Annotated in this window: 17 protein-coding genes; 13 read left to right on the top strand and 4 right to left on the bottom strand. The window is 51.8% G+C overall.

Annotation, left to right across the window (positions count from 1 at the left end):
* The first annotated feature begins 1 nt into the window (after window position 1).
* Window positions 2–1,072 (top strand): sn-glycerol 3-phosphate ABC transporter ATP binding protein UgpC, encoded by a 1,071-nt coding sequence (gene ugpC / locus EFER_RS17185; RefSeq protein ID WP_000907774.1) that lies wholly within the window; start codon window positions 2–4, stop codon window positions 1,070–1,072.
* Entirely contained in the window at window positions 1,069–1,812 is a 744-nt protein-coding gene (gene ugpQ, locus EFER_RS17180; RefSeq protein WP_000073569.1) for a glycerophosphodiester phosphodiesterase, read from the top strand. The genes ugpC and ugpQ overlap by 4 nt, the downstream gene beginning before the upstream one ends.
* Here the strand turns inward: ugpQ and EFER_RS17175 are convergent.
* On the bottom strand, window positions 1,799–2,239 hold the full coding sequence (locus EFER_RS17175; RefSeq protein WP_000826136.1) for a DUF2756 family protein: 441 nt from the start codon (window positions 2,237–2,239) through the stop codon (window positions 1,799–1,801). The two genes, ugpQ and EFER_RS17175, sit on opposite strands and share 14 nt — an antisense overlap.
* Window positions 2,240–2,359: 120 nt before the next feature.
* Here EFER_RS17175 and ggt point away from each other — a divergent pair, with 120 nt between their 5' ends.
* Window positions 2,360–4,105 carry a gamma-glutamyltransferase gene (gene ggt, locus EFER_RS17170; RefSeq protein ID WP_000595143.1) on the top strand — a complete coding sequence of 582 codons (1,746 nt, stop codon included), beginning with the start codon at window positions 2,360–2,362 and terminating at the stop codon, window positions 4,103–4,105.
* A gap of 37 nt (window positions 4,106–4,142) precedes the next feature.
* On the opposite strand, the gene EFER_RS17165 is transcribed toward ggt, so the two are convergent.
* Together EFER_RS17165 and yhhY are read right to left on the bottom strand one after the other, a co-directional pair.
* Window positions 4,143–4,427 carry a YrhB family protein gene (locus tag EFER_RS17165; protein WP_000611634.1) on the bottom strand — a complete coding sequence of 95 codons (285 nt, stop codon included), beginning with the start codon at window positions 4,425–4,427 and terminating at the stop codon, window positions 4,143–4,145.
* Window positions 4,428–4,536: 109 nt separating this feature from the next.
* Window positions 4,537–5,025 carry an N-acetyltransferase gene (yhhY, locus tag EFER_RS17160; protein ID WP_015953791.1) on the bottom strand — a complete coding sequence of 163 codons (489 nt, stop codon included), beginning with the start codon at window positions 5,023–5,025 and terminating at the stop codon, window positions 4,537–4,539.
* Window positions 5,026–5,358: 333 nt separating this feature from the next.
* Between yhhY and EFER_RS17155 the strand changes: the two genes are divergently transcribed.
* The 5 genes from EFER_RS17155 to gntU all read left to right on the top strand — a co-directional run bounded on the left by EFER_RS17155 (window position 5,359) and on the right by gntU (window position 10,312).
* Complete coding sequence (locus tag EFER_RS17155) at window positions 5,359–6,396, top strand: oxidoreductase (protein ID WP_000236269.1); 1,038 nt, start codon at window positions 5,359–5,361, stop codon at window positions 6,394–6,396.
* 122 nt (window positions 6,397–6,518) lie between these two features.
* Window positions 6,519–7,214, top strand: a complete 696-nt coding sequence (gene yhhW / locus EFER_RS17150) for a quercetin 2,3-dioxygenase (RefSeq protein ID WP_000639820.1) — start codon at window positions 6,519–6,521, stop codon at window positions 7,212–7,214.
* A gap of 92 nt (window positions 7,215–7,306) precedes the next feature.
* Window positions 7,307–8,302, top strand: coding sequence for a gluconate operon transcriptional repressor GntR (gene gntR / locus EFER_RS17145; protein ID WP_000730252.1), 996 nt, complete (start codon window positions 7,307–7,309; stop codon window positions 8,300–8,302).
* A 138-nt stretch (window positions 8,303–8,440) separates the two neighbouring features.
* On the top strand, window positions 8,441–8,968 hold the full coding sequence (gene gntK / locus EFER_RS17140) for a gluconokinase (RefSeq protein WP_000108330.1): 528 nt from the start codon (window positions 8,441–8,443) through the stop codon (window positions 8,966–8,968).
* 3 nt (window positions 8,969–8,971) lie between these two features.
* Window positions 8,972–10,312, top strand: coding sequence for a gluconate transporter (gene gntU, locus EFER_RS17135; protein WP_000210092.1), 1,341 nt, complete (start codon window positions 8,972–8,974; stop codon window positions 10,310–10,312).
* 56 nt (window positions 10,313–10,368) lie between these two features.
* On the opposite strand, the gene yhgN is transcribed toward gntU, so the two are convergent.
* Complete coding sequence (gene yhgN, locus EFER_RS17130; protein ID WP_001002535.1) at window positions 10,369–10,962, bottom strand: NAAT family transporter YhgN; 594 nt, start codon at window positions 10,960–10,962, stop codon at window positions 10,369–10,371.
* A 189-nt stretch (window positions 10,963–11,151) separates the two neighbouring features.
* On the opposite strand from yhgN, the gene asd reads away from it, so the two are divergent.
* The 5 genes from asd (at window position 11,152) to glgA (ending at window position 19,432) form a co-directional block, all read left to right on the top strand.
* A complete protein-coding gene (asd, locus tag EFER_RS17125) occupies window positions 11,152–12,258 on the top strand; it encodes an aspartate-semialdehyde dehydrogenase (RefSeq protein WP_000799974.1) in 1,107 nt (368 codons plus the stop codon).
* Between the two features lie 270 nt (window positions 12,259–12,528).
* Window positions 12,529–14,715: a 1,4-alpha-glucan branching enzyme gene (glgB, locus tag EFER_RS17120; protein WP_001283694.1), complete on the top strand. Its 2,187-nt coding sequence runs from the start codon at window positions 12,529–12,531 to the stop codon at window positions 14,713–14,715.
* Window positions 14,712–16,688, top strand: a complete 1,977-nt coding sequence (gene glgX, locus EFER_RS24520; RefSeq protein WP_000192867.1) for a glycogen debranching protein GlgX — start codon at window positions 14,712–14,714, stop codon at window positions 16,686–16,688. Before glgB ends, glgX begins: the two co-directional genes overlap by 4 nt.
* 15 nt (window positions 16,689–16,703) lie before the next feature.
* On the top strand, window positions 16,704–17,999 hold the full coding sequence (gene glgC, locus EFER_RS24515) for a glucose-1-phosphate adenylyltransferase (RefSeq protein WP_000232912.1): 1,296 nt from the start codon (window positions 16,704–16,706) through the stop codon (window positions 17,997–17,999).
* Window positions 17,999–19,432, top strand: coding sequence for a glycogen synthase GlgA (gene glgA / locus EFER_RS17105; protein ID WP_001197677.1), 1,434 nt, complete (start codon window positions 17,999–18,001; stop codon window positions 19,430–19,432). Before glgC ends, glgA begins: the two co-directional genes overlap by 1 nt.
* The last annotated feature ends 1 nt before the right edge of the window (window position 19,433 follow it).

Below are 19,433 nucleotides of genomic sequence, written 5' to 3'. Positions count from 1 at the left end.
GATGGCAGGACTGAAATTACAGGCAGTAACCAAAAGCTGGGATGGCAAAACCCAGGTCATTAAACCGCTGACCCTTGATGTGGCGGATGGCGAATTTATAGTGATGGTCGGGCCGTCTGGCTGCGGGAAATCCACGCTGCTGCGCATGGTTGCCGGGCTGGAGCGGGTCACCGAAGGCGATATCTGGATTAACGACCAACGCGTGACCGAAATGGAGCCGAAAGATCGCGGGATTGCGATGGTGTTCCAGAACTACGCTCTTTATCCGCATATGAGTGTCGAAGAAAACATGGCGTGGGGGCTGAAAATTCGCGGCATGGGCAAGCAGCAAATAGCCGAGCGTGTTAAAGAAGCGGCGCGCATTCTGGAGCTGGACGACCTGCTCAAGCGCCGTCCGCGTGAGCTTTCTGGCGGTCAGCGTCAGCGTGTAGCGATGGGCCGCGCGATTGTGCGCGATCCGGCGGTGTTCCTGTTTGATGAGCCGCTCTCTAACCTCGACGCCAAGCTGCGCGTGCAGATGCGCCTTGAGCTGCAACAACTGCACCGTCGCCTGAAAACGACTTCACTCTACGTTACTCACGATCAGGTTGAGGCGATGACGCTCGCTCAGCGGGTAATGGTGATGAACGGCGGCGTTGCCGAACAGATTGGCACGCCAGTTGAAGTCTACGAAAAGCCCGCCACTCTGTTTGTGGCGAGTTTTATCGGCAGTCCGGCGATGAACCTGCTGACAGGCCGCGTGAATAACGATGGCACGCATTTCGAACTGGACGGGGGGATGGCGCTACCGCTAAACGGTGGCTACCGTCAGTATGCCGGGCGTAAAATGACTCTTGGCATTCGCCCGGAACATATTGCGTTAAGCTCGCAGGCAGAAGGCGGCATACCGCTGGTGATGGACACGCTGGAGATCCTCGGCGCAGATAACCTGGCGCACGGACGCTGGGGCGAACAGAAGCTGGTGGTGCGACTGGCGCATCAGGAGCGCCCGACGGCAGGCAGCACGCTGTGGCTGCATCTGCCGGAAAATCAGCTACATCTTTTTGATGGTGAAACAGGACAACGAGTATGAGTAACTGGCCTTATCCCCGCATTGTCGCCCACCGTGGCGGCGGTAAGCTGGCCCCGGAAAACACCCTGGCGGCAATCGACGTTGGGGCAAAATACGGTCATAAGATGATCGAATTTGACGCGAAGTTATCGAAAGATGGCGAGATCTTCTTGCTTCATGACGACAATCTCGAACGCACCAGCAATGGCTGGGGCGTCGCGGGCGATCTGAACTGGCAGGATTTACTGCGCGTGGATGCAGGCAGTTGGTACAGCAAAGCGTTTAAAGGTGAGCCGCTGCCGTTGCTTTCGCAGGTGGCGGAACGCTGCCGTGAACATGGGATGATGGCAAATATCGAAATCAAACCCACCACTGGCACTGGTCCATTAACGGGCAAAATGGTATCGCTGGCGGCGCGCGAACTGTGGGCTGGTATGACGCCGCCGCTGCTGTCATCGTTTGAGATTGATGCTTTAGAAGCCGCGCAACAGGCTGCACCGGAACTGCCGCGCGGTTTGTTGCTGGATGAGTGGCGCGACGATTGGCGCGAACTGACCACGCGGCTGGGCTGCGTCTCTATTCATCTCAATCATAAGTTGCTCGATAAAGCGCGAGTGATGCAGTTGAAAGACGCTGGATTACGGATTCTGGTTTATACCGTCAACAAACCCCAGCGCGCGACAGAGTTGCTGCGCTGGGGCGTGGATTGCATCTGTACCGATGCGATTGATGTGATTGGCCCGAACTTTACGGCCCAATAGTTTTCAACGGAATATCAGGCTGCGGCGTGCTGGGCGGATTCAGCATGTCGCCGTTTCTCCTCTCCGGCAACATATGCTGCTGATTCAACGAACTATCCGGATTACGGTTGCTGTTTAACATCCCGCCGTTGGTGTTGGGCAGCATTTGCTGCCGGGCGGGATTTAGCTCCCCCGGCTGCGACTGCAATACCCGCTGAGAGTTGCTATTAATCTGATTTTCTAAATGCTGCTGTTGTAATTGCGTCTGAGTTTTCAGTTGCTGATTCAGCATCCCTTTTTGCTGGATTTGCTGCGTTTGCATTTGAGTTTGCATCCGCTGCTGGCTGGGGATCTGATATCCCGGCTGGTTGGGGTTATTCAGAGTATTAATGGGCTGTGCAAAGCCGACAAACGGCAGGAGTGCCGTCAAAAGCAGAAGTCGTTTCATCGCGTATCCTCCTCTGAAGATATCCTTTAAGTTTACTCGCTTCCCGGCAAAACGATGATTAATTCAGAGTTATATACCAGGCTTAGCTGGGGTTGCCCCACTCATAACTGGAGAATAACGATGATAAAACCGACGTTTTTACGCCGGGTGGCCATTGCTACTTTGCTTTCAGGATGTTGTTTTAGTGCTGTCGCCGCGCCACCTGCGCCGCCGCCCGTTTCATATGGTGTGGAGGAGGATGTCTTCCATCCGGTACGCGCGAAGCAGGGGATGGTGGCTTCTGTGGACGCCACTGCCACTCAGGTGGGGGTAGATATCCTTAAGGAGGGTGGGAATGCCGTTGATGCCGCCGTGGCCGTGGGGTATGCGCTGGCGGTAACGCATCCGCAGGCGGGGAATCTGGGCGGCGGTGGTTTTATGCTGATCCGCTCGAAAAATGGCAATACCACCGCTATCGATTTCCGCGAAATGGCGCCAGCCAAAGCAACACGCGATATGTTCCTCGATGACCAGGGCAACCCGGACAGCAAAAAATCACTCACTTCGCATCTGGCTTCCGGCACACCCGGTACGGTAGCGGGCTTCTCGTTGGCGCTGGAGAAATACGGCACCATGCCGTTGAATAAAGTGGTGCAACCGGCGTTTAAACTGGCACGCGATGGTTTTATTGTTAACGACGCGCTGGCTGACGATCTCAAAACCTACGGCAGTGAAGTGCTACCAAATCACGAAAACAGCAAAGCTATCTTCTGGAAAGAGGGCGAACCGCTGAAAAAGGGCGACAAGCTGGTACAGACGAATCTGGCAAAGAGCCTGGAGATGATTGCCGAAAACGGCCCGGATGAATTCTACAAAGGCACGATAGCGGAACAAATCGCCCTGGAGATGCAGAAAAACGGTGGCTTGATCACTAAAGAAGATTTAGCGGCCTATAAAGCGGTCGAACGTACACCAATAAGTGGCGATTATCGCGGGTATCAGGTTTACTCCATGCCACCGCCATCCTCCGGCGGGATCCATATCGTGCAGATCCTCAATATTCTGGAAAACTTCGATATGCAGAAATACGGCTTTGGCAGCGCCGACGCGATGCAAATCATGGCAGAAGCGGAGAAACATGCCTACGCCGATCGCTCGGAATATCTTGGCGACCCGGATTTTGTCAAAGTACCGTGGCAGGCGCTGACCAATAAAGCCTATGCCAAATCTATTGCCGATCAAATCGATATCAATAAAGCGAAGCCATCCAGCGAAATTCGTCCTGGCAAGCTTGCGCCTTATGAGAGTAATCAAACTACCCATTACTCAGTGGTGGATAAAGACGGTAACGCCGTGGCGGTGACCTATACGCTGAACACCACCTTCGGTACGGGCATTGTCGCGGGCGAGAGCGGTATTTTGCTCAATAACCAGATGGATGATTTCTCCGCCAAACCAGGCGTACCGAACGTTTACGGGCTGGTGGGCGGCGATGCCAACGCCGTCGGGCCGAATAAACGCCCGCTGTCGTCGATGTCACCAACCATTGTGGTCAAGGATGGTAAAACCTGGCTGGTCACCGGAAGCCCAGGCGGTAGCCGGATTATCACCACTGTGCTGCAAATGGTGGTGAACAGCATCGATTATGGCATGAATGTCGCCGAAGCGACCAATGTGCCGCGTTTCCACCATCAGTGGCTGCCGGACGAGCTGCGTGTCGAGAAAGGATTTAGCCCGGATACGCTCAAGCTGCTGGAAGCAAAAGGTCAGAAAGTGGCGCTAAAAGAGGCGATGGGCAGTACGCAAAGTATTATGGTTGGGCCGGACGGTGAGTTGTACGGTGCATCCGACCCGCGCTCGGTGGATGATTTAACGGCGGGGTACTAAGGTTAGCGGCCCTCTTCGTGGGAAGAGGGCCGTATTGTCAGGGCAAGCCGAAGGTAGCTTTTTTTATTTCATAATCCTGTAGATATTCTTCCAGCGGCTTTGCCGTTCCCAGCGAATGAATTTCACCACTGTCTTTATCAATAATAAAAGGTGCGTTACCAGCTAAGCGCGCGGCCTCATCACCAGTTTCGAGAAATTCTCGTGCTTCGAAACAGAAATACCAGCCCTGGCTAAAGCGTCCATGTAGAGTAATGACGACGGCGAGATCTGCATCATCAAGGTAATGGTTCGCTTTCGCGAATGCTTCCTGATAATTAATCATAATGATTCTGGATTTTCCGATGGGGCAGTTAGGTCATGCTTTTTTTCAAGCGCAACATATCCAACAAAGCCTTAATAAAATATTGTAATTTACAATAAGTTAATGATGTTCATTTCACCCGCGCCATATAATACGCATCGACATATTCGCCATTACGCAAAGCATACTTCTTACCGGTCCCTTCAATCTCAAAGCCGAATTTTTTATAGACCTTAATTGCTGGCGCGTTATCAACGAACACCGTTAGTTCAATACGATCTACCCGCAACCAGTTGTCGCACATTGCAATCATCTCTCGCATCAGGGTGCTGGCGACGCCGCGGTTCTTCCAGCGGGAGTCGACACAGATACCAAAGTCGGCAACATGACTGCGGCGTGGGCGTTGTTGCACGTCAATGGTGAGATGGCCTACGACGATTCCATCAATACAGGCGACTAACTGCTTGATGCCGGGACGATCGGCGAGTCGCTCCTGCCACATATGATCGGAAGGATGAGGCACCTGTAGTGTGTTGCAATACACCTCCGGCTGGGCGTGAATCTGCCTGATGGCCTCGTAATCCCGTGTTTCTGCATGGCGTATTACTATCTCACTCATTCCTTTGTCCTCTTTGGGGTAAATGTCCCTTTCAACATCATTGACTTTCAAATGCGAGTCAAATGCATTTTTTTGCAAAAAGTGTTGGACAAGTGCGAATGAGAATGATTATTATTGTCTCGCGATCAGGAAGACCCTCGCGGAGAACCTGAAAGCACGACATTGCTCACATTGCTTCCAGTATTACTTAGCCAGCCGGGTGCTGGCTTTTTTTTTGACCTTTCGTTCTCAATTTATCCACGGGAGTGCTTGTGTTCGTTATGCGCACTCCTGTAGGAACCGCGTCCGCTTTGCGCTAAGGTGGTAGATAACCACCTTAAAAAGGACGAAATCATGGTCATCAACTGCGCCTTTATTGGCTTCGGCAAAAGCACCACCCGTTACCATCTGCCGTATGTACTTAACCGCAAGGATAGCTGGCATGTCGCGCATATTTTCCGCCGCCATGCGAAGCCGGAAGAACAAGCTCCCATTTATTCCCATATTCATTTCACCAGCGATCTCGACGAAGTGCTAAACGATCCTGACGTTAAGTTGATTGTCGTCTGCACCCACGCGGACAGCCACTTCGAGTACGCGAAGCGCGCGCTGGAAGCCGGGAAAAATGTGCTGGTCGAAAAACCGTTCACCCCGACACTTGCGCAGGCGAAAGAGCTGTTTGCGCTGGCGAAAAGCAAAGGGCTGACCGTTACGCCGTATCAGAATCGTCGCTTTGACTCCTGTTTTCTGATGGCGAAAAAAGCGATTGAAAGCGGCAAGCTGGGAGAGATTGTTGAAGTGGAAAGCCATTTTGACTATTACCGCCCGGTGGCAGAAACCAAACCTGGACTGCCGCAGGATGGCGCGTTCTATGGCCTTGGTGTGCATACCCTCGACCAGATTATCTCGCTGTTCGGTCGCCCGGATCACGTCGCTTATGACATCCGCAGCCTGCGTAATAAAGCCAATCCTGACGACACCTTCGAAGCGCAGCTGTTTTATGGCGATCTAAAAGCCATCGTCAAAACCAGCCATCTGGTGAAAATCGATTATCCGAAATTTATCGTTCACGGTAAGAAAGGTTCGTTTATTAAATACGGTATCGACCAGCAGGAAACCAGCCTGAAGGCTAATATTATGCCGGGCGAGCCGGGATTCGCAGCGGATGATTCGGTCGGTGTGCTGGAGTATGTCAATGACGAGGGCGTTACGGTCAGAGAAGAGATGAAGCCGGAGATGGGCGATTACGGACGCGTTTATGATGCGTTGTACCAAACCATCACCAGCGGGGCGCCAAATTACGTCAAGGAATCTGAAGTTCTTACCAATCTTGAAATCCTTGAACGCGGATTTGAGCAAGCCTCTCCCTCCACAGTGACTCTCGCGAAGTAAGTTTGATGGCCCCTCAAATAGTTCAATTTTTTTGAACAGAGGGGTCAATTTTCACCCTCTATCATCCCAGGCGGATCGGGTCCACACTAAGCCCATCGAAATCATTCAGGGGGCGAATACAAATGATCTACTTACGCAAAGCAAATGAACGTGGTCATGCAAATCATGGCTGGCTGGACTCCTGGCATACTTTCTCTTTTGCCAATTATTACGACCCGAACTTTATGGGCTTCTCCGCGCTGCGCGTGATTAACGACGACGTGATTGAAGCAGGGCAGGGCTTCGGCACTCACCCGCATAAAGATATGGAAATTTTGACCTACGTGCTGGAAGGTACTGTTGAGCATCAGGACAGCATGGGCAATAAAGAGCAGGTTCCGGCGGGAGAGTTCCAGATTATGAGTGCGGGTACGGGTATTCGTCACTCAGAGTACAACCCAAGCAGCACCGAGCGTCTGCATCTGTATCAGATCTGGATCATGCCAGAAGAAAACGGTATTACGCCGCGTTATGAACAGCGTCGCTTCGATGCCGTACAGGGCAAACAACTGGTGCTCTCGCCGGATGCGCGTGATGGTTCATTGAAAGTGTATCAGGATATGGAACTGTACCGCTGGGCGCTGGTAAAAGATGAGCAGTCGATTCATCAGATTGCCGCTGAACGCCGCGTCTGGATTCAGGTAGTGAAAGGCAATGTTACCATTAACGGCGTGAAAGCCTCGACCAGCGATGGTCTGGCAATCTGGGATGAGCAGGCAATCTCCATCCATGCTGATAGCGACAGTGAAATTCTGTTGTTCGATTTACCGCCAGTATAAATTTATCTCACAACCTTCCTGAGGAATCGGGAAGGTTCTGATGCGTCCGTGGTAAACTAAAGGAATCTATCCCTTTTGTACCTTTCAGGACGATGAAAAAGAAAAGACCCGTACTTCAGGATGTGGCTGACCGTGTAGGCGTGACCAAAATGACGGTCAGCCGTTTTTTACGCAACCCGGAGCAGGTTTCCGTCGCTCTACGTGGCAAGATTGCCGCCGCTCTTGATGAACTGGGTTATATTCCCAATCGCGCGCCCGATATCCTCTCTAACGCCACCAGCCGGGCGATTGGCGTCCTGTTACCTTCACTCACCAACCAGGTTTTCGCTGAAGTATTACGCGGTATCGAAAGCGTCACCGACGCACACGGTTATCAGACGATGCTGGCGCACTACGGTTATAAACCGGAAATGGAGCAAGAACGTCTCGAGTCGATGCTTTCCTGGAATATCGACGGGCTTATTCTCACCGAACGTACCCACACGCCCCGCACCTTAAAGATGATTGAAGTAGCGGGTATTCCGGTGGTGGAGCTGATGGACAGTAAGTCGCCGTGCCTCGATATCGCCGTCGGTTTTGATAACTTTGAAGCGGCACGCCAGATGACCACCGCCATTATTGCCCGCGGGCATCGTCACATTGCCTATCTCGGCGCACGCCTCGACGAACGTACTATCATCAAACAGAAGGGATATGAACAGGCGATGCTGGATGCAGGCCTGGTGCCGTATAGCGTGATGGTCGAGCAATCTTCTTCTTACTCTTCCGGTATTGAACTGATTCGCCAGGCGCGGCGGGAATATCCGCAGCTGGATGGCGTATTTTGTACTAACGATGACCTGGCGGTCGGTGCGGCATTTGAATGTCAGCGTCTGGGGCTGAAAGTTCCTGACGATATGGCGATTGCCGGTTTCCACGGTCATGACATTGGTCAGGTGATGGAGCCACGGCTGGCGAGCGTGCTGACGCCGCGTGAGCGGATGGGCAGCATTGGCGCTGAGCGCCTGCTGGCGCGTATTCGTGGCGAATCTGTGACACCGAAAATGTTAGATTTAGGTTTCACCTTGTCACCGGGCGGATCTATTTAAGCTCACAAATTTGAAGTAGCTCACACTTATACACTTAAGGCACGGATGGATATTGCTTCTGTTTTGGTCCGGCTAGACAATGTTACCGATAACAGTTACCCGTAACATTCTTAATTCTTGTACTGTGGGGGCACCACTTTGAGCACGACTAATCATGATCACCACATTTACGTCTTAATGGGCGTATCGGGCAGCGGGAAATCTGCGGTCGCCAGTGAAGTGGCGCATCAACTTCATGCCGCGTTTCTTGATGGCGATTTCCTCCATCCGCGCCGCAATATCGAAAAAATGGCGTCTGGTGAACCGCTGAATGACGACGATCGTAAACCGTGGTTACAGGCGCTGAACGACGCCGCATTTGCCATGCAGCGTACCAATAAAGTGTCGCTGATCGTCTGTTCCGCACTGAAAAAGCACTATCGCGACCTGCTACGCGAGGGCAATCCGAATCTCTCTTTCATCTACCTGAAAGGCGATTTTGATGTGATTGAAAGCCGCCTGAAAGCGCGCAAAGGCCATTTCTTTAAAACCCAAATGCTGGTGACGCAGTTTGAAACGCTGCAGGAGCCGGGTGCGGACGAAACCGATGTACTGGTGGTGGATATCGATCAACCGCTGGAAGGTGTTGTGGCAAGCACCATTGAGGTTATTAAAAAAGGCAAATAAGTAGTGACTACATTAACGCTTGTTTTAACAGCAGTAGGGTCTGTTTTACTGCTGCTGTTTTTAGTCATGAAGGCGCGTATGCACGCTTTCCTGGCTTTGATGGTGGTGTCTATGGGGGCTGGCCTTTTTTCCGGTATGCCGCTCGATAAAATCGCAGCGACAATGGAAAAAGGGATGGGAGGCACCCTCGGCTTCCTGGCGGTGGTTGTCGCCCTGGGAGCCATGTTTGGCAAGATCTTACATGAAACCGGCGCGGTCGATCAGATTGCCGTCAAAATGCTCAAATCCTTCGGTCACAATCGCGCGCATTATGCCATTGGCCTTGCGGGCCTGGTTTGTGCGCTACCACTGTTCTTTGAAGTGGCGATTGTCCTGCTGATTAGCGTTGCTTTCTCAATGGCGCGCCATACCGGCACGAACCTGGTGAAGCTGGTTATCCCGTTATTCGCGGGCGTGGCGGCAGCAGCGGCGTTCTTACTACCGGGGCCAGCGCCAATGCTGCTGGCATCGCAGATGAATGCTGACTTTGGCTGGATGATCCTGATTGGCCTGTGTGCGGCAATCCCGGGAATGATTATTGCCGGGCCGCTGTGGGGTAATTTCATCAGCCGCTACGTGGAGCTGCATATTCCTGACGATATTAGCGAACCGCATCTCGGCGAAGGCAAAATGCCGTCCTTCGGATTCAGCCTGTCGCTGATCCTGTTGCCACTGGTGCTGGTGGGGCTGAAAACCATTGCCGCGCGTTTTGTGCCAGAAGGCTCTACCGCTTACGAATGGTTCGAGTTTATTGGTCATCCGTTTACCGCGATTCTGGTTGCTTGTCTGGTAGCAATTTATGGCCTGGCGATGCGTCGGGGTATGCCAAAAGACAAAGTGATGGAGATTTGTGGTCACGCGCTGCAACCGGCGGGGATCATTCTGCTGGTGATTGGTGCAGGCGGCGTGTTCAAACAGGTGCTGGTTGACTCTGGCGTAGGTCCGGCACTGGGCGAAGCGTTAACCGGCATGGGCCTGCCGATTGCCATCACCTGCTTTGTGCTGGCTGCGGCGGTGCGTATCATTCAGGGTTCTGCCACCGTTGCCTGTTTAACGGCGGTGGGACTGGTGATGCCGGTTATTGAACAACTGAACTACTCCGGTGCGCAAATGGCGGCGCTGTCGATTTGTATCGCCGGTGGTTCGATTGTTGTCAGCCACGTTAACGACGCTGGTTTCTGGTTGTTCGGTAAATTTACCGGCGCGACCGAAGCCGAAACGCTGAAAACCTGGACCATGATGGAAACCATCCTCGGCACTGTTGGTGCCATCGTCGGGATGATTGCATTCCAGCTGTTGAGTTAAGTTTGTTCGCCCGGTAGTTGTGACGCTACCGGGCTCTTTTCGAAAAACTCTCCTCGTTACCCCTTCATCCACATTCGAATGCCGTCAAGGAACATCTGGGTTGCCATCATCACCAGAATCAATCCCATCAGGCGTTCAAGTGCGTTCACTCCTTTCTCGCCCAGCAGACGTAAAAATAGTGAAGACTGCAGCAGGATAACAAAGGTGCCACCCCAGGCCAGCAGCAGAGCAATCACCAGATGTCCCATCTGATTCGGGTACTGATGAGACAACAACATCAGCGTGGCGAGAATAGTTGGCCCGGCGACCAGCGGAATTGCCAGCGGCACAATAAACGGCTCTTCACCTGCCGGAAGCCCGCTGCTATTTCCTGAAGCGCTGGGGAAAATCATCTTAATGGCGATCAGAAACAAAATGATGCCGCCAGAAATGGAGACGGTTTCCGCCCGCAGGTTCAGAAATGCCAGAATTTTCTCACCCGCAAACAGGAACACCAGCATCAATAAGAGTGCAATAAGCAACTCGCGGACCATAATTGCCCGCCGTCTTTTTGGCTCAGTATGTTTCAGTACGGACATAAAAATAGGTAGGTTTCCGAGCGGATCCATAATCAAGATCAATAAAACTGCTGCAGAAATGATTTCATTCATAACTCAAATTCCCTGATAATTGTCGCGGACTTTCTGCGTGCCAACAAAGCACGATTAGTCGCATTACTGATGGCTTAGCGATCATTGATTAATTTCACTTGCGACTTTGGCTGCTTTTTGTATGGTGAAGGATGTGCCCAGGATTACGGCACATATATACAGCACACATCTCAGCAGGAAAAAAACGCTATGAAAAATGTTGGTTTTGTCGGCTGGCGCGGTATGGTCGGTTCCGTTCTCATGCAGCGCATGATTGAAGAAAACGACTTCGACGCCATTCGCCCTGTTTTCTTTTCTACTTCTCAACTCGGTCAGGCCGCGCCGACGTTCGGCTCCACCACGACCGGTACTCTTCAGGATGCCTTTGATCTGGAAGCGCTAAAGGCGCTCGATATCATTGTGACCTGTCAGGGCGGCGATTATACCAACGAAATTTATCCGAAGCTTCGCGAAAGCGGATGGCAGGGGTACTGGATTGACGCAGCTTCTTCGCTGCGCATGAAAGACGATGCCATCATCATCCTTGATCCTGTTAACCAGGATGTCATTACCGAAGGCCTGAATAAAGGCATCAGGACTTTCGTCGGCGGTAACTGTACCGTTAGCCTGATGCTGATGTCGCTGGGCGGATTATTTGCCAATGATCTGGTGGAATGGGTATCTGTTGCCACTTATCAGGCGGCGTCTGGCGGTGGTGCGCGCCATATGCGTGAACTGCTGACTCAGATGGGCCACTTATATGGTCATGTGTCTGAGGAGCTGGCAACACCATCTTCTGCAATTCTTGAGATTGAACGCAAGGTCACGACCTTAACCCGCAGTGGTGAACTGCCGGTTGATAACTTTGGTGTGCCGCTGGCGGGCAGTCTGATTCCGTGGATCGACAAACAACTCGATAACGGTCAGAGTCGTGAAGAGTGGAAAGGGCAGGCTGAAACCAACAAGATTTTGAACACCGCTTCCACTATCCCGGTGGATGGCTTGTGTGTCCGTGTTGGTGCTCTGCGCTGTCATAGCCAGGCGTTTACTATCAAGCTGAAAAAAGATGTGTCAATCCCGACCGTGGAAGAACTGCTGGCTGCACACAATCCGTGGGCGAAAGTGGTGCCAAACGATCGTGAAATCACCATGCGCGAACTGACGCCAGCAGCGGTGACCGGGACACTCACTACACCGGTTGGCCGTCTGCGTAAGCTGAACATGGGGCCTGAGTACCTGTCTGCCTTTACGGTTGGTGACCAGCTACTTTGGGGCGCAGCAGAACCATTACGTCGGATGCTTCGTCAACTGGCGTAATAATTTCTTTCTTTTCCAGGGGTGACGGGTCACCCCTTTTTTTGCGTAATACAGGAGTAGACGCAGATGTTAAGCATTAAACCGGGAGTCATTTAGAAGTTTGGCTATTCTTGAAAGGCAGCTTAATACCTGAAGGTATTGCAGCATTGCCTGGAGGTAGGACGGCGCAGAGAGGATGCATAGAGTGCTGCACCGTTCAGGTCAAAAATGTCACTACCTGATGTCGAAAATCAGTGGGAAGGGGTGACACTATAAAACAGGAAGACAACCATGTCCGATCGTATCGATAGAGACGTGATTAATGCGCTAATCGCAGGTCATTTTGCGGATCCTTTTTCCGTATTAGGAATGCACAAAACCAACGCCGGGTTGGAAGTCCGCGCCCTATTGCCCGATGCCACAGATGTCTGGGTTATCGAGCCAAAAACGGGGCGTAAACTCGCTAAACTTGAGTGTCTTGATTCTCGTGGTTTTTTCAGTGGTGTAATACCACGTCGTAAAAATTTTTTCCGCTATCAACTCGCTGTTGTCTGGCATGGACAGCAAAACCTGATCGATGATCCCTATCGTTTTGGTCCTCTTATTCAGGAGATGGATGCCTGGCTGTTATCCGAAGGAACTCACTTGCGCCCTTATGAAACACTTGGCGCGCATGCAGATACCATGGATGGCGTGACCGGAACTCGCTTCTCCGTTTGGGCACCCAATGCTCGTCGTGTCTCCGTTGTGGGGCAATTTAACTTTTGGGATGGCCGCCGTCACCCGATGCGTTTGCGTAAAGAAAGCGGCATTTGGGAATTATTCATTCCTGGCGCCCATAACGGTCAGCTTTATAAGTACGAGATGATTGATGCTAACGGCAATCTTCGTCTGAAGTCTGATCCTTATGCCTTTGAGGCGCAAATGCGCCCGGAAACCGCTTCACTTATTTGCGGGCTGCCTGAAAAGGTCGTACAGACCGAAGAGCGCAAAAAAGCGAATCAGTTTGATGCACCAATCTCTATTTATGAAGTTCATCTTGGCTCCTGGCGTCGTCATACCGACAACAATTTCTGGCTGAGTTATCGCGAACTGGCGGACCAGTTGGTGCCATATGCTAAATGGATGGGCTTTACTCACCTTGAGCTGCTGCCAATTAACGAACACCCCTTTGATGGCAGTTGGGGTTACCAGCCAACCGGCCTGTATGCTCCGACACGTCGCTTTGGCACCCGCGATGATTTCCGCTATTTCATTGATGCCGCACATGCAGCAGGTTTGAACGTTATTCTCGACTGGGTGCCAGGTCACTTCCCGACAGATGACTTTGCCCTGGCCGAATTTGATGGCACGAATCTGTATGAACATAGCGATCCGCGCGAAGGCTACCATCAGGATTGGAATACCCTGATCTACAACTATGGTCGTCGCGAAGTCAGCAATTTCCTTGTTGGTAACGCGCTGTATTGGATCGAGCGTTTTGGTATCGATGCGTTGCGAGTCGATGCTGTCGCTTCGATGATTTATCGTGATTACAGCCGTAAAGAAGGCGAGTGGATCCCGAACGAGTTTGGTGGCCGCGAGAATCTCGAAGCGATTGAATTCCTTCGCAACACCAACCGTATTATCGGTGAGCAAGTATCGGGCGCGGTGACGATGGCGGAAGAGTCTACCGACTTCCCAGGCGTTTCTCGCCCACAAGATATGGGCGGCCTCGGCTTCTGGTACAAGTGGAATCTGGGCTGGATGCACGACACCCTGGATTATATGAAGCTCGACCCGGTTTATCGTCAATATCATCACGATAAACTGACGTTCGGTATGCTCTACAACTACACTGAAAACTTCGTCCTGCCGTTATCACACGATGAAGTGGTTCACGGTAAGAAATCGATTCTTGATCGGATGCCGGGCGACGCATGGCAAAAATTTGCCAACATGCGCGCTTATTACGGTTGGATGTGGGCATTTCCGGGCAAGAAGCTGCTGTTCATGGGGAATGAATTTGCTCAGGGGCGTGAGTGGAATCATGACGCAAGCCTCGACTGGCATCTTCTGGAAGGCGGTGACAACTGGCATCACGGTGTCCAGCGCCTGGTGCGCGACCTGAATCATACTTATCGTCACCACAAAGCACTGCATGAGCTTGATTTTGACCCATATGGTTTTGAATGGCTGGTGGTAGATGACAAAGAACGCTCAGTGCTGATCTTTGTTCGCCGCGACAAAGCCGGGAATGAAATCATAGTTGCCAGTAACTTTACGCCAGTACCGCGTCATGATTATCGCTTTGGCATTAATCAACCTGGTAAATGGCGTGAAATTTTGAACACCGATTCCATGCACTACCACGGTAGTAATGCGGGTAACGGCGGCGTGGTACAGAGCGATGAGATCGCCAGCCACGGACGTCAGCACTCTCTGAGCATCACACTGCCACCGCTGGCTACCGTCTGGCTGGTTCGGGAGGGGGAATGACGCAACTGACAACCGGCAAGGCGACGCCTCATGGTGCAACGTATGACGGGCATGGCGTTAACTTTACACTCTTTTCTGCTCATGCCGAACGCGTAGAACTGTGTGTCTTTGATGCACAGGGAAATGAGGTACGTTTTGACCTGCCGGGGCGCAGCGGAGATGTCTGGCATGGCTATTTAGCAGATGCCAGACCCGGTTTGCGCTATGGTTATCGTGTACATGGTCCGTGGCAACCTGCCGCAGGGCATCGCTTTAACCCGGCGAAACTGTTGATTGATCCCTGCGCACGTCGTGTTGAAGGTGATCTTCATGATAACCCGCTATTCCACGCGGGCTATGAAACACCAGATAGCCGGGATAACGCCACCATCGCACCAAAATGTGTGGTGGTGTCTGATAGTTATAACTGGGAAGACGACGCCCCGCCGCGCACGCCGTGGGGCAATACGGTCATCTACGAAGCCCATGTAAAAGGCTTAACGTACCAGCACCCGGAAATCCCGGCAGAGATCCGTGGGCGGTATAAAGCGTTGGGCCATCCGGTAATGATCAACTATTTCAAACGGTTGGGGATTACCGCGCTGGAGCTGATGCCTGTTATCCATTTTGCCAGCGAACCGCGTCTGCAACGACTCGGATTGACAAACTATTGGGGCTATAACCCGATGGCGATGTTTGCGCTGCATCCGGTGTATGCCTGTTCGCCAGAAAGTGCGCTGGATGAGTTCCGGGATGCCGTTAAAGAGCTGCATAAAGCAGGAATCGAAGTCATTCTCGATATCGTCATCAACCATAGTGCAGAGCTGGATCTCGACGGGCCGATGTTCTCACTGCGCGGAATTGACAACCGTAGCTATTATTGGATCAAAGAGGATGGCGATTATCACAACTGGACGGGTTGTGGTAATACGCTGAATCTGAGTAATCCTGGCGTGATGGAATATGCGCTCGAATGCCTGCGTTACTGGGTTGAAACCTGCCATGTTGATGGTTTTCGTTTTGATTTGGCATCGGTAATGGGGCGCACTCCGGCGTTTCGCCAGGACGCACCACTTTTTACTGCTATCCAGAACTGCCCTGTACTTTCGCAGGTGAAGCTTATCGCCGAACCGTGGGATATCGGCGAAGGTGGATATCAGGTGGGAAATTTCCCACCGTTGTTTGCGGAGTGGAATGATCACTTCCGCGATGCAACCCGGCGTTTCTGGTTGCAACGTAATTTGTCACTGGGTGATTTTGCGGGGCGTTTTGCTGGCTCCAGCGACGTATTTAATCGTAACGGTCGTTTGCCAGGCGCATCAATAAATTTGGTCACTGCGCATGACGGTTTCACGTTACGTGACTGTGTCTGCTTCACAAATAAACACAATGAAGCAAATGGAGAAGAAAATCGCGACGGCAGCAACAATAACCATAGTAACAATCATGGTAAAGAAGGATTAGGCGGATCACTTGATCTGATTGAGCGTCGACGCGACAGCGTACACGCGCTGTTAACGACGCTTTTGCTTTCACAGGGAACGCCAATGCTGCTGGCAGGTGATGAACATGGCCATAGCCAGCATGGAAACAATAACGCGTATTGTCAGGATAATGCGCTGACCTGGCTGGACTGGGAGCGGGCAAACAATGGATTGACCGATTTTACAGCGGCATTGATTCATCTACGGCAACAAATTCCGGCACTGACACGAAATCAGTGGTGGCAAGAGAATGATGGCAATGTACGTTGGTTAAATAAAGATGGTCAGGTTTTAAGTGTTGAAGAGTGGCAACATGGTATGACATGTATGCAAATCATGTTATCCGACCGCTGGCTTATCGCACTGAATGCTACACCACATTTGGTTGATATTGTTCTGCCCGAGGGGGAATGGCGCGCTATTCCTCCTTTCGCCGGAGAGGATAATCCGGTCGTTTTGGAAGTCTGGCATGGGTCTGCGCACGGGCTGTGCGTGTTTCAAAAGTCATAGAAAAAGGAGTTAATTATGGTTGGGCTAGAAAAAAATGATCCGCTGATGTTGGCACGCCAGCTGCCCATCAAATCTGTTGCGCTCATTCTCGCAGGGGGTCGTGGAACCCGTCTGAAAGATTTAACTAATAAGCGAGCAAAGCCTGCCGTCCACTTTGGTGGAAAGTTTCGTATTATCGATTTTGCACTCTCTAACTGTATTAACTCCGGTATTCGCCGTATCGGCGTGATTACGCAATACCAGTCACATACGTTGGTGCAGCATATTCAACGCGGTTGGTCATTCTTCAATGAAGAGATGAATGAGTTCGTCGATTTGCTGCCTGCTCAGCAAAGAATGAAAGGCGAAAACTGGTATCGCGGAACGGCAGATGCGGTTACGCAGAACCTGGATATTATTCGTCGTTACAAAGCTGAGTACGTGGTAATCCTCGCCGGGGATCATATCTACAAGCAAGACTACTCGCGTATGCTGATCGACCACGTCGAAAAAGGTGCACGTTGCACCGTAGCTTGTATGCCAGTGCCTATTCAGGAAGCAAGTGCATTTGGTGTAATGGCTGTTGACCAGGACGAAAAAATTATTGAGTTCGTGGAAAAACCAGCAAATCCACCTTCAATGCCAAATGATCCAACTCGTTCGCTGGCCAGTATGGGGATTTACGTCTTTGACGCGGATTACCTGTATGAACTGTTGGAAGAAGACGATAACGACGAAAACTCCAGCCATGATTTCGGTAAAGATATTATTCCGAAGATCACCCAGGCTGGCATGGCTTATGCACATCCATTCCCGCTCTCTTGCGTACAGTCCGATCCTGATTCTGAACCGTACTGGCGCGATGTAGGTACGCTCGAAGCTTACTGGAAAGCGAACTTAGACCTGGCATCTGTTGTGCCAGAACTGGATATGTATGACCAGCACTGGCCGATTCGTACTTATAACGAATCTCTGCCTCCGGCGAAGTTTGTTCAGGACCGTTCAGGCAGCCATGGTATGACGCTTAACTCGCTGGTTTCCGGCGGCTGCGTGATCTCCGGTTCAGTCGTAGTGCAATCCGTTCTCTTCTCCAGAGTCCGTGTAAATTCATTCTGTAATATCGATTCGGCAGTATTGCTGCCGGAAGTATGGGTAGGACGTTCTTGTCGTTTACGTCGCTGCGTCATTGACCGTGCCTGTGTCATTCCGGAAGGGATGGTGATTGGGGAGAATGCGGAGGAAGATGCACGTCGTTTCTACCGTTCAGAGGAAGGCATCGTGCTGGTAACCCGTGAGATGCTGCGGAAGTTAGGGCATAAACAGGAGCGATAATGCAGGTTTTACACGTTTGTTCTGAGATGTTCCCGTTGCTAAAAACGGGCGGTCTGGCGGATGTCATCGGTGCGTTGCCTGCAGTGCAAATCGAGGATGGCGTGGACGCGCGCGTATTGTTACCTGCCTTCCCCGACATTCGTCGTGGTATTACGGATGCGCAGGTGGTAACCCGTCGGGATACGTTCGCCGGGCCAATTACGTTGCTGTTCGGCCACTACAACGGGGTCGGAATTTATCTGATCGACGCCCCGCATCTCTATGATCGTCCGGGTAGCCCATACCATGACACAAACTTGTTTGCTTACACTGACAACGTCATCCGTTTCGCTCTGTTAGGGTGGGTAGGATGCGAAATGGCTTGTGGACTCGATCCTTTCTGGCGTCCGGATGTTGTCCACGCTCACGACTGGCATGCTGGTCTGGCACCTGCTTATCTGGCAGCGCGGGGTCGCCCGGCGAAGTCAGTGTTTACCGTACATAACCTGGCGTATCAGGGGATGTTTTACGCCCATCATATGGATGAAATTCAGTTGCCGTGGTCGTTCTTTAACATTAACGGCCTGGAGTTCAACGGTCAGATTTCATTCCTGAAATCAGGGCTGTATTACGCTGATCACATTACGGCGGTTAGCCCGACTTATGCGCGTGAAATTACCGAGCCTCAGTTTGCATATGGTATGGAAGGTCTGTTGCAGCAGCGTCATCGGGAAGGTCGTCTTTCCGGGGTGTTGAATGGTGTTGATGAGAAAATCTGGAGTCCTGAAACAGACTTATTGCTCGCATCACGCTATACCCGTGACACACTGGAAGAGAAAGCGGAGAACAAACGTCAGTTGCAGATCGCCATGGGGCTTAAGGTTGACGATAAAGCGCCGCTTTTTGCTGTTGTGAGTCGCCTTACCAGCCAGAAAGGTTTGGATCTGGTACTGGAAGCATTACCCGGCCTGCTTGAGCAAGGCGGACAGCTCGCTCTTCTCGGCGCGGGCGACCCCGTTTTGCAGGAAGGGTTCCTGGCAGCCGCAGCGGAACATCCCGGTCAGGTAGGTGTACAGATTGGTTATCACGAAGCGTTTTCTCATCGCATTATGGGCGGCGCGGATGTCATTCTGGTGCCCAGCCGTTTTGAGCCGTGCGGTTTAACGCAACTTTATGGATTGAAGTACGGTACGTTACCGCTGGTGCGGCGTACTGGTGGGCTTGCTGATACGGTGTCTGATAGTTCGCTGGAAAACCTTGCGGACGGCATCGCCAGTGGGTTTGTATTTGAAGATAGCAATGCCTGGTCACTACTTCGTGCCATCCGACGCGCCTTTGTGTTGTGGTCCCGACCTTCTCTTTGGCGGTTTGTACAACGTCAGGCGATGTCAATGGACTTCAGCTGGCATGTCGCGGCGAAGTCGTACCGTGAGCTTTACTATCGCTTGAAATAGT

The sequence above is a fragment of the Escherichia fergusonii ATCC 35469 genome (assembly GCF_000026225.1).
GTDB lineage: Bacteria > Pseudomonadota > Gammaproteobacteria > Enterobacterales > Enterobacteriaceae > Escherichia > Escherichia fergusonii.
The sequence above is the reverse complement of the archived record's forward strand: the minus strand, read 5'-3'. Positions and strand labels throughout refer to the sequence as shown.